Genomic DNA, 14,720 nt, shown 5'->3' on the forward strand with positions numbered 1-14,720 from the left:
TTATAAACTTAAGAATACTAAAAACGCTCCAATTTTCATTGGAGCGTTTTGCTTTTTAGAGTATTACAATTACTCTTTATGATCATCTTGAACTTCTTTATCCCTATAAAAACAACACGCATGCAAGCTGTTGTATACATCATCTGGAGCTTTTAAATTTTTAGTATCATGACCAACAGCCGCAACACTACTTTCTATAGAATCTAAGTTAGTTTTTCGTTCGTCAAAAATAACTTTAAGCTCATGAGTTTTTACATTCCAAATAGCACTTTTTACACCTTTGGTTTTTATACAAGCTTTTTCTATACGGTCTTTACACATTTGGCAAACACCATTTACCTCTAAACTTCCTTTTGCATTTTTATTTTGCCCAAAAGAAACATAAGCAAACAACATCATTACTATAACAGCTATTTTTTTCATAATTTTTATATTTTATTTTTTTAACTTATTTAATTTAAATCGTAAACCTGCATAATACATACTTCCAAAAACCGGCCCGTATACAAATGTAGTATCAAAATTAGAGCCAAAAGGATCATTAGCTCCTACAATTGGCATATTTTGCCTAACGTTAGTTATATTTTCACCTCCTACATAAACTTCAAATTTAGAAGAAAACACTTTTGTTATTTGCGCATTTAAAGTAGCTACTCTTGGTGAGTAAGCCGGTAATTGATATTCTTCTGCACTACTAGAAGTAGATGAAAAACGTTGCGTACCTAACCAATTAAAAGTAGTATCAAACTTCCACTTTTTAATAAAACCATGTCCTTTTGTTTTATATGATGCATTAGCAAAAAACCTATGCTTTGGCGTTAAAGACCTTTCTAACTTTGCAGACTTGTATTGTGTTTTTATATCATATAATTTATAAGCTACTCGCAAATCAAAATTACTAAACACCTCATAATTTAATTCTGTCTGAAAACTATTTGCATAACTATCACCTTCTAAATTATAAAAACTAACTTCTTGTGGATTTTCCCAATCTACAACTATCTGATTCTCAAAATCTGTTCTGTAAAAATCTACAGAAATATCACCTTTTTTATCAAACAAATTAAAGCCTTGCAAAAAAGACACTCCGTAATTCCAAGCAATTTCCGGATCTAAACCATATATATTACCACCATCATCATCAATCTTAATTGTTCTACCTGTAGCAAACATACGCTGGTTTTCTGCAAAAATATTAGCAGTACGCTTACCTCTTCCAAAAGAAGCTCTTAGAGCAGATTTCTCCCAAGGAGAATAACGTAAATGTACTCGTGGAGTCACAAAAAATCCAAGCCTATTATGGTTATCTACACGTACACCTGCTGTTATATTTAGCTTCTCTAAATTATCATAACCATACTCAAAATAACCACCAACAGAATTATCTATTCGCGCATAGTTATCTTCCAAAACTAACTCATCATATTTATCATACGTAAAATTAATCCCAGTTTTCACTTTATGTCTAGAGTCCCCAATTATAGAGTTGTAATTTACATTAGAATACACACTTGTATGCTCAATATCATATATGTTTAAACCAAAGTAAGAGTCTTGTTTGTGGTTACTTACTGCAAACTGTGCTCCTAAAACCTGCCAAGGTAATTCTGGGTTAACATAACCAAACTTTGCAGAAAACTCAGCTCGCTCTGTATTAATTTCGCTTCCCCAAGCATTAGTAGTTAACTTATCTGTATCCGGATCAAAATTTAACTCCCCTGTTTGCTTTTCATCATTTAAATATTTAAAATTAAAAAAAGTAGCAAATCCTTTTTCTACATCTATATACTGCCACCTATTCATGATATTAATTTGATTGTAGATAGGCATATCCATAAAGCCATCATTATTAACATCATGTTTTTTATCGTGACTATTACCGTGTATATACAAACCCGTACTCCACTTATCTCCTATTCTAGTATTTAGGTGTGTATTAACTTCAAAACGCTCACTACTTGCTCCGTAAACATTTACAAACAAGGCATCATCCTCAAAAGGTTTTTTAAGCTCAGCATTTATTTGTCCTGCTATGCTCTCATACCCATTTATTACACTACCCATACCTTTGGTAATTTGTATACTTTCTACCCAAGTACCAGGTATAAAACTTAACCCATATGCTTGTGACGCTCCACGTACAGATGGTATGTTCTCTGTAGCTATTAATATATAAGGACTTGTTAAACCCAACATTTTAATTTGCCTGGTGCCAGAAACTGCATCTGCAAAATTTACATCTATAGACGGGTTAGTTTCAAAACTCTCAGACAAGTTACAGCAAGCAGCCTTTAACAACTCATCACTACCAACAACCATTGTATTCTCTGCTTTTAAATACAATTTGGTTGTAGCTTCTTTTTTTGCGGTAATTGTAACCTCATCTAATGTACTAGTTGATTGCAGATTATGGGTAATTTTACCCGGTTTAGTAATAGTAAGTGTATCGGTCTTAAAACCAACATAACTTATTATTAATTTAGAATATTCTTTTTTATATGGAATAGAAAAACCACCATCTATATCTGTAATAACACCAACACTGGTATTATGCCAATATACATTTGCACCTGTTAAAGGCAGTGTTTCTCCTTTAGCTGTTTCTTCAAATATTGTACCCGTTACACGCTCTTGCGATAATACAAAGAGTGGCAACACAAGAAGAATAAAAACTATTTTTTGCATTTTTAAAATTGATTTTTAATCATTGAAACATATTTTTAAAGTTTACACAACATAAACCCTCTTCACAATTGCTATTGAAGCAATATGCGTAGTAAAACATAAACCAATAAAAAAATCAAATTCTAAAAACCTGATGCGCTACTTGCACATCTTGTACCAAAAGTGGCGGCACATACTTTACAAACCTAGCTTTTTGATGAAATACAATTTCAGTACTAGGAGCTGAATAAGAAATGGAAGTAATAACATATTTTGTTATTACTTTTTCGTTTTTGTCTGAAGCAATAGTTAACCTATCCTGACCCTTTACTGCCTCTAAAATACCCGTACAACAATTATTTTCAGTAATGTTATTTACGGTTAAAAAAGCGCTTTCTCCACAGCCAAAATCTTCTGGATACACAGACACAGAAACTAACTCGCCACAACAAAAATGTTTTTCTACAGCAAAAGACACTGTAGAAAGCAGCACTAATAATGCAAGTGCTATAGTTGTTATTTTATGTACTAACTGTTTCATTACAACATCAAAAGTAGCTAAAAAAGTTTTATTTGCACAGTTTTGGTTGCCAAAGTAGTATTAAATGTTGTGTACTAAGTTAGTTTTGTTATTCACCATCGACTTTATTCAAACAAATAATAATGCAAATTCAAAAATTAAGATTTATTTTTGCATAAAACTTATAGAACATCACAATGTTACAAGAGCTTAAACCATCAGTTTTAACTATTATAGAAAACAACAAAGGCAATAAAGACCAGACTCTTTTGGCTATTTGCGAGCTACTAGAAGAAAACGTACCGTATTACAATTGGGTAGGTTTTTATTTTAAAAATGGTGATAAAAACGAACTTAAGCTAGGCCCTTATGTTGGCGAACCAACAGACCATGTAATTATACCGTTTGGAAAAGGTATTTGCGGACAAGTTGCTGTATCTAATGAAAATTTTGTTGTTCCGGATGTACAAGCACAAGACAACTATATTGCTTGCAGCATAAGTGTAAAAGCAGAAATAGTAATTCCTATTTTTGTTAATGGAGAAAACGTAGGGCAAATAGACATAGATTCTGGCACTCCAGATCCTTTTTCTAAAGAAGATGAAGACTTTTTAGAGTTTATATGTGCAGAAGTTGCTAAAATTCTTTAAAACTTTGTGTTTTTGTTGATAAACCATTGCCGTTCTTAATCGCAAAAAAATTACTTTTGTGTCCTTATTCAATCTTTTAACAATAAGCACATAAAATGAGTACCACAAAAAAAGCTACATCAGCATTAATTTCTGTTTTTCACAAAGACGGTTTAGAACCTTTAGTAAAAAAGTTTAACGAACTTGGAATAACAATTTACTCTACTGGAGGCACAGAAAAATTTATTAAAGATTTAGGAATTAATGTTATACCTGTAGAAGATGTAACTAGCTACCCATCTATTTTAGGAGGACGTGTAAAGACCTTGCACCCTAAAGTTTTTGGTGGTATTTTAAATAGGCAAGAAAACGAGAATGACCAGGCTCAGTTAGCTGAATTTGATATTCCTCAGTTAGATATTGTAATTGTAGATTTATATCCTTTTGAAAAAACTGTTGCTAGTGGTGCACCAGAGCAAGATATTATTGAAAAAATTGATATAGGTGGTATTTCTTTAATTAGAGCCGCTGCTAAAAACTTTAAAGATGTACTTTGTGTTTCTTCTATGGAAGATTACAGTGAAGTTTTAGATATAATTACTACTGGTAACGGCACAACCACTTTAGAAGATCGTAAGCGTTTTGCTGCCAAATCTTTTAATGTATCTTCTCATTACGATACTGCTATTTTTAACTACTTTAATAAAGAGCAAGAAGAAACTGTTTTAAAAATTAGCGAAACTAACGGGAAGGCTTTACGTTACGGAGAAAATCCGCACCAAAAAGGATTCTTTTACGGAGATTTTGAAGCAATGTTTAACAAACTACACGGTAAAGAATTAAGTTACAACAACTTATTAGATGTAGATGCTGCCGTAAACCTAATGGGTGAATTTAAAAATGATGAACCTACGTTTGCAATATTAAAGCACAACAACGCTTGTGGTTTAGCTTCTAGAGAAACATTACACCAAGCTTATGTAGATGCTTTAGCTGGTGATCCTGTTTCTGCTTTTGGTGGAGTTTTAATTAGTAACAAAGAAATAGACCTTGCTACAGCAGAAGAAATTCATAAATTATTTTGTGAGGTTGTTATTGCTCCTAGTTTTGCCGCTGATGCTTTAGAAGTATTAAAGGGTAAAAAGAATAGAATTATTTTAGTACAGAATGATGTTACTTTACCAGAAACATTGGTAAGAACTTGTTTAAACGGTGTTTTAGTACAAGATAAAGATCATAAAACAGATACTGTTGCAGATTTACAAAATGCTACAGATACAAAACCTACAGCAGAAGAAATTGAAGATTTAATATTTGCTTCTAAATTATGTAAGCACACAAAATCTAATACAATAGTACTTGCTAAAGGAAAACAATTATGCGCTAGCGGAACAGGACAAACCTCTAGAGTAGATGCTTTAAACCAAGCAATACACAAGGCAAAATCTTTTAATTTTGATTTAAACGGAGCGGTAATGGCTAGTGATGCTTTTTTCCCATTCCCAGACTGTGTAGAAATTGCAGGTACAAATGGTATTACAAGCGTTATACAGCCAGGTGGCTCTATAAAAGACCAATTAAGTGTAGATTATTGCAATGAAAACAAAATTTCTATGGTAATGACTGGCACACGTCATTTTAAACATTAATTTTGTTACATTCGTCGATTAAACTTACTTTTAGTCCAGAAACCAATTTATAATACATGGGATTTTTTGATTTTTTTACAGAAGAGATAGCTATAGATCTTGGAACAGCTAATACACTAATAATACATTTAGACAAAGTTGTTGTAGATAGCCCTTCTATTGTTGCTAGAGATAGAATTAGCGGAAAAATAATTGCAGTTGGTAAAGATGCCAATATGATGCAAGGTAAAACCCATGAAAATATAAAAACAATTAGACCACTTAAAGATGGTGTAATTGCAGATTTTGATGCGTCTGAAAAGATGATAAATATGTTTATTAAAAACATACCTGCATTAAAAAAGAAATGGTTTCCGCCTGCATTGCGTATGGTTGTTTGTATTCCTTCTGGTATTACAGAAGTAGAAATGCGAGCAGTAAAAGAATCTTGTGAACGTGTAAACGGTAAAGAGGTTTATTTAATTCATGAACCTATGGCAGCAGCTATTGGTATTGGGCTAGACATTATGCAGCCTAAAGGTAATATGATTGTAGATATAGGTGGTGGTACTACAGAAATTGCTGTTATTGCATTAGGTGGTATTGTTTGTGACAAGTCTGTAAAAATTGCAGGTGATGTATTTACAAATGATATTATTTATTATATGCGTACACAACACAACCTTTATGTTGGTGAAAGTACTGCTGAAAACATTAAAATAACAATAGGTTCTGCTACTGAAGATTTACAAGAACCACCTGAAGAAATGTCTGTACAAGGTAGAGATTTATTAACAGGTAAACCTAAACAGGTTTCTATTTCTTACCGAGAAATTGCTAAGGCCTTAGACAAATCTATCTTAAGAATTGAAGATGCGGTAATGGAAACTTTATCTCAGACTCCACCAGAATTAGCTGCAGATATCTATAACACAGGTATTTACCTTGCAGGTGGTGGATCTATGTTAAGAGGATTAGACCGCAGGTTATCCCAAAAGACAGATTTACCCGTATATATAGCAGAAGATCCTTTACGCGCAGTTGTTAGAGGAACAGGTATTGCTCTTAAAAACTTAGAACGTTATAAGAATATCCTAATTAAATAATTAATTAGGATGTTTTTATAACATAAGTATAAGCTTAAGTTTATACCGCCAAATATGTAAAATGAATGCAGCAAATTATCAACTTTTTAATAAGAAACAAAAACGGACTACTGTATGTTTTTTTATTACTAATTGCATTGGGTTTTACGGTACAGGCAAACTCATATCATCAATCTAAGTTTTTAAATTCTACAAATTGGTTTTCTGGTAATATTTACCAAACATCTACCAATGTGTCTACCTACTTTTCTTTACAAGAAGAAAACAACACTCTTTTAGAAGAAAACAAAAGGCTACGTAATTTACTTTTTAATAAAAATATTGTTAGTCCAGACAGTCTAAAAACAGATTCTACCTCAACATACAATGTAATTAAAGCAAATGTTATTAAAAATAGCTACTCGTTATCTAAAAACTACATTACTATAAACGCAGGTAAAAATCAGAATATAAAAGAAGATATGGGTGTTATAACGTCTAATGGTATTTTAGGTATTATAGACCATACATCTAACAATTTCTCATTAGTACAAAGCATCCTAAATACAAAGTCTACAATTAATGCCAAACTCAAAAACTTAGATTATTTTGGCTCTCTAATTTGGGATACTAAAAATTTTAATACGGTACAACTAACAGATATCCCTAGATTAGTTAAGCTAAATATAGGTGATACTATTGTTACAGGAGCTAGTTCTAGTATTTTTCCTAAAGATATTCCTATTGGCGTTATTAAAGATTACAGCTTAAAAAAATCTGAAAACGTATACCATATTAACATAACCTTATTTCAGGATATGGCTAATATTAAAAATGTTTACATCATAAAAAATAAAGACATTGTAGAAATTAAAGAATTAGAAAAGAGAATAAAATAATGCTAAACAATAAACTTGTACTACATATTATTCGGTTTTTCTTTCTTGTTCTAGCACAAGTATTGGTTTTTAACAACCTTAACTTTTTAGGGTTTATAAACCCTATGGTCTACATTTTGTTTTTTTATTGGTATCCTGTAAAAGAAAATTTGTCTATTTTACTTGTTGTTAGTTTTTTTCTTGGTCTTACCATAGACTTTTTCTCTGACACTATGGCTATACATACGGCCGCATGTTTAACAATTGCTTATTTAAGATCTGGAATAATGCGTTTTTGTTTTGGGGTTAACTACGATTTTCAAAACTTTAAAATGACCTCCACAACTACATTACAGCAGGTTACTTTTTTAGCCTTATTAATATTATTTCATCATTTGATTTTCTTTTCTCTAGAAATTTTTAGTTTCAATAATTTGTTATTAATTTTAAAGAAAGTTTTAATTGTTGGTAGTGCATCCTTACTCCTTTGCCTACTAATAAAATCATTGTTTAGTATTCAGAAAAAATGAAAAAAATTCTTCTTTCATCTTTCATTATCTTAATAGGTCTTACCTTTTTAGGAAGACTATCTTATTTGCAAATTTTTAGTTTTTCTCCAAATCAAATTTTAGAAGATGCTGCCATTAAAGCTATTTATGACTTTCCTGAACGCGGTTATATTTACGACCGTAACGGAAAATTACTTGTAGCAAACCAAGCAGCTTATGATGTAATGGTAATACCAAGAGAAGTAAAACCACTAGACACTATAGAGTTCTGCAATTTAGTAGGGATTGATAAAAGCACTTTCATTAAAAATATAAAGACCGCAAGAATTCGTTCTCCTAGATTACCATATGTAATGGTTTCTCAACTCTCAAAAGAAGATTATGCTAGATTACAAGAAAAAATGCGCAAATATGAAGGCTTTTATATTCAAAAAAGGTCTTTAAGATATTATGATACAAAAAGTGCCGCAAATGCACTAGGCTACATTAGTCAAGTTACGCCAGGAGACTTAAAAAAGAACCCGTACTATACTCAAGGTGAATTAAAAGGAAAAACTGGCGTAGAAAACCAATATGAAGATATACTACGCGGAAGAAAAGGCGTAAAGTACATACAAAAAGATAGATTTAACAGAGATATAGGCCCTTACAAAAACGGAGCTTTAGACACTTTACCCGAACCAGGAAAAGAGATACAACTTACTATAGACAAAGAACTTCAAGAATACGGAGAAAAATTAATGGTTGGTAAACACGGTGGTATTGTTGCTCTAGAACCAAGTTCTGGAGAAATATTATCATTAATATCTGGCCCAACATATGATCCTGCCCTTTTAGTAGGTAGAAAACGTTCTGCTAATTATACAAAATTATATTATGACAGTATTGCCAAGCCAACTTGGGACAGAAGTTTACTTGCACAAGAATCTCCTGGATCTCCTTTTAAGGTAATTAACGCTCTTATTGCTTTACAAGAAAATGTAATGACACCAGACGAAACAATACGTTGCTACAATGGGTTTTATGTTGGTAAAAACAGAACAAAAAGAGGTTGCCACTGTGGTGGAGGATTAAGAAATATGAATAGTGGCATTTACCAATCATGTAATGCCTATTTTGCTGGCACTTTTAAACAAATTTTTGACAAGTTTGACACCACTGATGAAGCTATGGATGTTTGGCAAAAACATGTTAAAAGCTTTGGTTTAGGAGAATATCTAGGAACAGATTTACCTACCGGAAGTAGAGGAAGAATACCAGGAAAAGAATATTATGATAGAATTTATGGAGACAACAGATGGTCTTGGTCCTACATAGTTTCTCTTTCTTTTGGACAAGGAGAAGTTGCCGTAACGCCTATACAATTAGCTAATATGACAGCGGCAATAGGCAACAAAGGATATTACTATACCCCTCATATTCTAAAAAAAATAGAAGGAGAGCCAATTACAAATCCGGAATACACCCAAAGAAAATACACTACAATAGATAAAGAAAATTTTGATCCTGTAATTAAAGGTATGGAGGCTGTATATAAAACTCCTGGCGGTACAGCGCATTGGCTACAAGTTCCCGGTATTGATATTGCCGGAAAAACAGGTACTGTAGAAAATTTCACCAGAATAAACGGAGTAAGAACTCAGCTAACTGACCATTCTATTTTTGTTGCTTTTGCACCGGTAGAAAATCCTAAAATTGCAATAGCTATATTTATAGAACACGGTTATTTTGGAGGTAGATACGCCGGACATATTGCATCTTTAATGATAGAAAAATACTTGAAAGGAGAAATTACCCGTAAAGACTTAGAAAAGAGAATGCTAGAAAAAACATTAGAAAAAGAATATGCCAAACCTTACAGTGGCGAACCTTTTCCTATTAATGAAAGAGCTTGGTAACTTTTTAGCAATCAAAAATTAGCAGAAAACTCCTTTATGGCAGGAAACACCTTTTTAAAAAGAATAGATTGGCTTAGTATACTTATATACCTAGCTTTAACCGTTATTGGCTGGCTAAGTATTTACTCTAGTACGTTTTCAGAAAACAACCCATCTATATTTGATTTTGGAACACTTTATGGCAAACAAGCCTTTTTTATTGGCGTTAGCATACTTGCTATAATTTTTATTTTTGCAACAGAGGCAAACCTATTTGAGCGTTTTTCTGGCATTATCTACGCCATTGGTATTCTTTTGTTAATAGGCCTTTTCCCTTTTGGAAAAACTATAGCAGGAGCTACATCATGGTACAACTTAGGCTTTTTTAACCTTCAACCATCAGAGATCGCTAAAGTTGCAACTACGCTTGCACTAGCTAAATATTTAAGTGATATACAAACAGACCTTAAAAGGCAAAAAGACAAACTATATGCTTTTGGTATTTTAATAATACCTGCAGTATTAATTGGATTGCAACCAGATCCTGGAAGTAGTATCATTTTTTTAGCTTTAACTTTTGTTATGTTTAGAGAGGGTTTACCTCTATACTATCTAGGAATTGGATTGGTAATGCTACTAATATTTATGGCAACACTAAAATTTGGCACTATATGGGTTGTTATAGGTGTTAGTATTTTAATTGCTTTATTTTATTTAACTAAAAAGGAAAGAGTTAAAGTATCTCCTGTACCAATTATTCTATTCTTTGTTGTTTCGGTTACAATTTCTTTATCTGTAAGATTTGTTTTTGATTCTGTCTTTAAACAACACCACAGGGATAGATTTAATCTTTGGCTTAGACTTGAAAAAGACCCTAAAAAATTAGAAGAAATAAGAAAAACAATAGGATACAATACTTACCAGTCTGAAAAAGCAATTGAGTCTGGAGGGTTTACAGGCAAAGGTTTTTTACAAGGAACTAGAACAAAAGGTGATTTTGTACCAGAACAACACTCAGATTATATTTTTACAACTATAGGTGAAGAATGGGGCTTTATAGGCACATCTACTGTTGTCTTGTTATTTTCTGTGTTATTATTACGATTGGTTTATATTGCTGAGCGGCAAAAAAATGCTTTTAGTAGAATATATGGATATGGAGTAATATCTATTCTCTTTTTTCACTATTTAATAAATATAGGTATGGTAATTGGATTAGTGCCAACTATAGGAATTCCTTTACCATTTATGAGTTATGGTGGGTCTGGGTTACTAGGCTTTACACTTCTTTTGTTTATATTTTTAAAATTAGATGCAAACCGACTAAAAGAGTGGGATTAAAACTCCCAACCGTTTTTTACAATCTCTCTTTCTAACTCTTCCTCTTGTGCTCCAGGTAAGCTTTTAAAAAAGTCAATACCCGTTTCTTTTTCTATTTTATCTACAGTAACTAAAAAAGAACTTATAGGCCTATTGCTTTCTTTATGAGGAAATAAAAATGCAATTACTTTTAAATTGTCTTTTTTCCCTTTAACTATAATTTTATAAAAAGAATTAGGAACCGCTACATCTTCATCTCCTATCTCATCCATATTGCCTTTTAAAACTCCTCCTGTGATGATGTAGAGCTCTTTATCTTTTTTTGCCCACTGTCTTACTTTTTTCTCTAATCTGCTCCATATACCCGCATTAAAATCATTTTTCTGTGGAGTTATATTACTTGTGTAAAATGTCTCGTTATAGGCTTGTAAAGAAAACCTACGGTCGCCAGCAGGGCAAAGATGTCCTCTGTCATAACCCGAACGCTTATAATTACGCCAATCTGCAGATTTAGTTGCTACTTTAGGGTCTTCAATAAAATATGGCCTTTTTCTATCATCATAGGTTAAATCTTGTTTTCTTAAAACATAAGCCACCCATTCTGCCTGCTCATACTTTTCTTTATAAGATAAGGTATAGTAATTGTGCTGCACCACAGCACCTGTTGTAGATGATGGCTGTAAATAGTTAGTAAAGCCCCTGCCATCTTCTGTATTTTTTACACTATCATCTGAATAAGTGTCTGGCGTATAAAAATTATTAAACAGCCAAAAACCAACCGCACACAGCAACATTAAAACTAAATAAGTAGTTTTTTTATTCATTTTAGTTTGAATCTATTTTAATGGACACCAAAAATAAAGCTTCCAAAGTAAACCTTGAAAGCTTTATTTTTTTATTGTAATATGGTTGCAACTCTAATCTCTAATAGCAGCTGTATAACCATTTTCATCTTCTAAGGTTGTGTAACCAGCAAGCTTCACTATCTTAAAAACATCATTAGATCTACCCTCTAGGTATTCTACATAATATTTATCTCCATCTTTAGACCAAGTAAAAGTTGTACTAAATTTTAAATCTCCGTTACTAGTTTCTTTATAAGTGCCCATTTTGTCTGATGCAAATTTCCACTCGTCTCTAGAAGTCTGTTCTTCTTGCCCCTCAAAAGAAGCTGAAAAATCGTTTGCCCATGTACCTACAATACTTGATGAATCATCATCTTTAGAACAACTTGTAGTTAATACAACGGCAAATAAAATAAGGATTAGTTTTTTCAAAATAAATTATGGTTTAAGTTAATTATAACCTTAAACGCAGTTACTATAACAATAGTATTAAAATAAAAAATGCCTAGCTAAATAAATAACTAGGCATTTAAAATATCACCAAAAAGTTTAGCCTTTTATTGCTGCTAACTTGTTATTGTTTTTTATGTTATTCTTTTTTAAATCTTTAAGAACACTAATAGCTTCCTCTACGTATACGTCTCTAGCTAAATCTCTATGCCATCTTTCTCTCTTTTCTTTTAAGATGGTATCTTTTACAAACAAATCTTTCTCGTATTTTAAAGACTCAAAAGTTAAATCTGTTTTGTAATCATAAATAGCTTTAAAGTGCTTAGATTTTTCTACAAGTTTTTCTTTATCCTTTTTATAATCACTGTAACTTAATGAAACTACATTTTCATCTTGTTGCTCTTTTAACCATTTAGCATTCTCTTCAATTAACTTCAACTGAGAGTTTTCTGCCATACGCTTAGCACTATTAGCTATAGTTTGCTTATAATCTATATAACCATCCCATGCATTGTAATCTGCAGGACTTATTTTATCCCATGCTAATGGATTTTGCTGATCTCTTTCTCCAAGGTCTATGTAACTGTATTTGTCCGGAACAACAACATCACTCTTTACACCTTCTAACTGAGTTGAACCACCGTTTATTCTGTAAAATTTTTGAGTTGTGACTTTTAATGCTCCTAAATCTCCATGTTCGTTATTTCTAACAATATCAGACAAAGACCATAAGTTTTGAACTGTTCCTTTACCAAAAGTTTGTTTGCTACCAATTACAACACCTCTTTTATAGTCTTGCATTGCAGCTGCTAAAATCTCTGATGCAGAAGCAGACAATTCATTCACTAATAAAACCAATGGACCATCCCACTGTATACGTTCATCTTTATCTTCATGCACTACTTTTTCTTCTGTACCTCCAGAAGATTTTACTTGTACAACAGGACCGTCTTTTATAAATAAACCTGCCATTTCTACAACAGTACGTAAAGATCCTCCTCCATTATCTCTTAAATCCAAAACCAAACCTTCCATTCCGGCTTGTTTTAATCTTTCTATTTCTTTAGCTACATCAGATGCTGCATTACGGTTGCTATAATCTTTAAAATCTACATAAAACTTAGGTAAATTTATTACACCATACGTATGGTTTTCTTTTTTTACAGTAGCAGATTTAGCATAAGACTCCTCCATCTCTACCAAATCTCTCATAATTTTAACTACTTGAGTAGAACCGTCTACTTTTTTAATTGTTAAATAAACGCTAGTTCCTTTAGGGCCTTTTATCAATTTAATAGCATCATTAAGTTGCATCCCTGTTATATCAATTGGCTCTTCGTTTGGTTTTTGACCAACTTTTACAATTTCATCTCCAACTTCTATAGTTTGGTCTCTCCAAATAGGACCTCCAGAAATTACTTCTACTATTTTAACCTGATCTTTTTTCTTCTGTAATCTAGCACCAATACCCTCAAACTTACCAGACATACTAACATCAAACTTATCTTTGTCTTCTGGTGCAAAGTAATATGTATGCGGATCAAAACCTTCTACAATTGTATTAATGTATTGCCCAAACCAATCTTCACGATCGTACTCATTATTTACAAAGTCAAAAAAGTCATCTAAAGTTGTTTTTGTTAAATCTCTTGCAGCTTTCTCTGCTTCGGACTTAGACAAAGGTTTATCTTTATCTGTAAGTTTATCATCAAAAGTACTAATGGTTGCATACTTAAGTTGCTTTCTCCACCTTTCTCTTAATTCTTTTTTTGACGAAACAAAAGTCTGCTCCTCATAATTAATATCAATTTTCTCAGCTGTATCAAAATTAAAAGGCTTACTTAAAATATCTTTATATATGTCAGATGCTTCAGCCATACGCTTCTTTAACCTTTTATGAACTAAATCAAAAAAGCTGATGTCAGTATTTTTTATCTGATCATCAATCTGAAATTTATACTTTTCAAACTCTTTTATATCGCTTTCTAAAAAATATCTTTTTGTAGGATCTAAAACATCAATAAATTCTTCAAAAACTGACACTGAAAAATCGTCATTAATGTCTTTAGGTTCATAATGACCTTTTTCTAACATATATGCAATTATCTCTATCAGTAATTTATCTTTATCACCGTCGTTAACTGTGTCTAAAGATTTATTTGTGAAACTACAAGACGCTACTGCAAATAGCATCCCAAGTGACATAACAATTAAATTCTTTTTCATCTATGTATTATTTTAACTTTAGTAGAATTTGGTTTCTTAAAATTACATTAAAAACAACGTAAATTTTAATTATTTTACCAAGATACTGA

The 14,720-nt window shown here is 31.9% G+C and carries 12 protein-coding genes; 6 read left to right on the forward strand and 6 right to left on the reverse strand.

The features are described 5' to 3' along the window. Window positions 1–69 precede the first annotated feature (69 nt). From Q4487_RS11875 to Q4487_RS11885, 3 genes are all read right to left on the reverse strand, one after another. On the reverse strand, window positions 70–423 hold the full coding sequence (locus Q4487_RS11875; protein ID WP_100894920.1) for a heavy-metal-associated domain-containing protein: 354 nt from the start codon (window positions 421–423) through the stop codon (window positions 70–72). A 12-nt stretch (window positions 424–435) separates the two neighbouring features. Beyond that, complete coding sequence (locus tag Q4487_RS11880; RefSeq protein ID WP_303543122.1) at window positions 436–2,685, reverse strand: TonB-dependent siderophore receptor; 2,250 nt, start codon at window positions 2,683–2,685, stop codon at window positions 436–438. A gap of 115 nt (window positions 2,686–2,800) precedes the next feature. Next, window positions 2,801–3,205: a hypothetical protein gene (locus Q4487_RS11885; RefSeq protein WP_100894918.1), complete on the reverse strand. Its 405-nt coding sequence runs from the start codon at window positions 3,203–3,205 to the stop codon at window positions 2,801–2,803. Between the two features lie 176 nt (window positions 3,206–3,381). On the opposite strand from Q4487_RS11885, the gene Q4487_RS11890 reads away from it, so the two are divergent. The 6 genes from Q4487_RS11890 (at window position 3,382) to rodA (ending at window position 11,131) form a co-directional block, all read left to right on the forward strand. After that, window positions 3,382–3,834, forward strand: a complete 453-nt coding sequence (locus Q4487_RS11890) for a GAF domain-containing protein (RefSeq protein ID WP_100894917.1) — start codon at window positions 3,382–3,384, stop codon at window positions 3,832–3,834. A 95-nt stretch (window positions 3,835–3,929) separates the two neighbouring features. Next, entirely contained in the window at window positions 3,930–5,462 is a 1,533-nt protein-coding gene (gene purH, locus Q4487_RS11895) for a bifunctional phosphoribosylaminoimidazolecarboxamide formyltransferase/IMP cyclohydrolase (protein ID WP_303543119.1), read from the forward strand. Between the two features lie 56 nt (window positions 5,463–5,518). Continuing rightward, a complete protein-coding gene (locus tag Q4487_RS11900; protein WP_013620356.1) occupies window positions 5,519–6,547 on the forward strand; it encodes a rod shape-determining protein in 1,029 nt (342 codons plus the stop codon). Between the two features lie 65 nt (window positions 6,548–6,612). Then, window positions 6,613–7,425: a rod shape-determining protein MreC gene (mreC, locus tag Q4487_RS11905; RefSeq protein ID WP_100894915.1), complete on the forward strand. Its 813-nt coding sequence runs from the start codon at window positions 6,613–6,615 to the stop codon at window positions 7,423–7,425. Window positions 7,426–7,930: 505 nt separating this feature from the next. Next, on the forward strand, window positions 7,931–9,811 hold the full coding sequence (locus Q4487_RS11915; protein WP_303543113.1) for a penicillin-binding protein 2: 1,881 nt from the start codon (window positions 7,931–7,933) through the stop codon (window positions 9,809–9,811). A 36-nt stretch (window positions 9,812–9,847) separates the two neighbouring features. Further along, window positions 9,848–11,131 (forward strand): rod shape-determining protein RodA, encoded by a 1,284-nt coding sequence (gene rodA / locus Q4487_RS11920; RefSeq protein WP_100894912.1) that lies wholly within the window; start codon window positions 9,848–9,850, stop codon window positions 11,129–11,131. On the opposite strand, the gene Q4487_RS11925 is transcribed toward rodA, so the two are convergent. The 3 genes from Q4487_RS11925 to Q4487_RS11935 all read right to left on the reverse strand — a co-directional run bounded on the left by Q4487_RS11925 (window position 11,128) and on the right by Q4487_RS11935 (window position 14,631). Continuing rightward, entirely contained in the window at window positions 11,128–11,934 is an 807-nt protein-coding gene (locus Q4487_RS11925; protein WP_303543110.1) for a DNA/RNA non-specific endonuclease, read from the reverse strand. The genes rodA and Q4487_RS11925 overlap by 4 nt on opposite strands. A gap of 93 nt (window positions 11,935–12,027) precedes the next feature. Continuing rightward, complete coding sequence (locus Q4487_RS11930) at window positions 12,028–12,387, reverse strand: lipocalin family protein (RefSeq protein WP_303543108.1); 360 nt, start codon at window positions 12,385–12,387, stop codon at window positions 12,028–12,030. Window positions 12,388–12,504: 117 nt separating this feature from the next. Then, window positions 12,505–14,631, reverse strand: a complete 2,127-nt coding sequence (locus tag Q4487_RS11935) for a carboxy terminal-processing peptidase (RefSeq protein ID WP_100894909.1) — start codon at window positions 14,629–14,631, stop codon at window positions 12,505–12,507. Window positions 14,632–14,720 lie beyond the last annotated feature (89 nt).

The sequence above is a fragment of the Cellulophaga sp. 3_MG-2023 genome, from assembly GCF_030546975.1.
In the GTDB taxonomy this organism is placed as follows: domain Bacteria; phylum Bacteroidota; class Bacteroidia; order Flavobacteriales; family Flavobacteriaceae; genus Cellulophaga.

Excerpts from the sequence above, each read along its gene's own strand:
- rodA (WP_100894912.1), top strand. The coding sequence starts at position 9,848 with ATGGCAGGAAACACCTTTTTAAAAAGAATAGATTGGCTTAGTATACTT.
- Q4487_RS11880 (WP_303543122.1), bottom strand. The coding sequence starts at position 2,685 with ATGCAAAAAATAGTTTTTATTCTTCTTGTGTTGCCACTCTTTGTATTA.
- mreC (WP_100894915.1), top strand. The coding sequence starts at position 6,613 with ATGCAGCAAATTATCAACTTTTTAATAAGAAACAAAAACGGACTACTG.
- Q4487_RS11915 (WP_303543113.1), top strand. The coding sequence starts at position 7,931 with ATGAAAAAAATTCTTCTTTCATCTTTCATTATCTTAATAGGTCTTACC.
- Q4487_RS11925 (WP_303543110.1), bottom strand. The coding sequence starts at position 11,934 with ATGAATAAAAAAACTACTTATTTAGTTTTAATGTTGCTGTGTGCGGTT.
- Q4487_RS11875 (WP_100894920.1), bottom strand. The coding sequence starts at position 423 with ATGAAAAAAATAGCTGTTATAGTAATGATGTTGTTTGCTTATGTTTCT.
- purH (WP_303543119.1), top strand. The coding sequence starts at position 3,930 with ATGAGTACCACAAAAAAAGCTACATCAGCATTAATTTCTGTTTTTCAC.
- Q4487_RS11900 (WP_013620356.1), top strand. The coding sequence starts at position 5,519 with ATGGGATTTTTTGATTTTTTTACAGAAGAGATAGCTATAGATCTTGGA.
- Q4487_RS11935 (WP_100894909.1), bottom strand. The coding sequence starts at position 14,631 with ATGAAAAAGAATTTAATTGTTATGTCACTTGGGATGCTATTTGCAGTA.
- Q4487_RS11890 (WP_100894917.1), top strand. The coding sequence starts at position 3,382 with ATGTTACAAGAGCTTAAACCATCAGTTTTAACTATTATAGAAAACAAC.
- Q4487_RS11885 (WP_100894918.1), bottom strand. The coding sequence starts at position 3,205 with ATGAAACAGTTAGTACATAAAATAACAACTATAGCACTTGCATTATTA.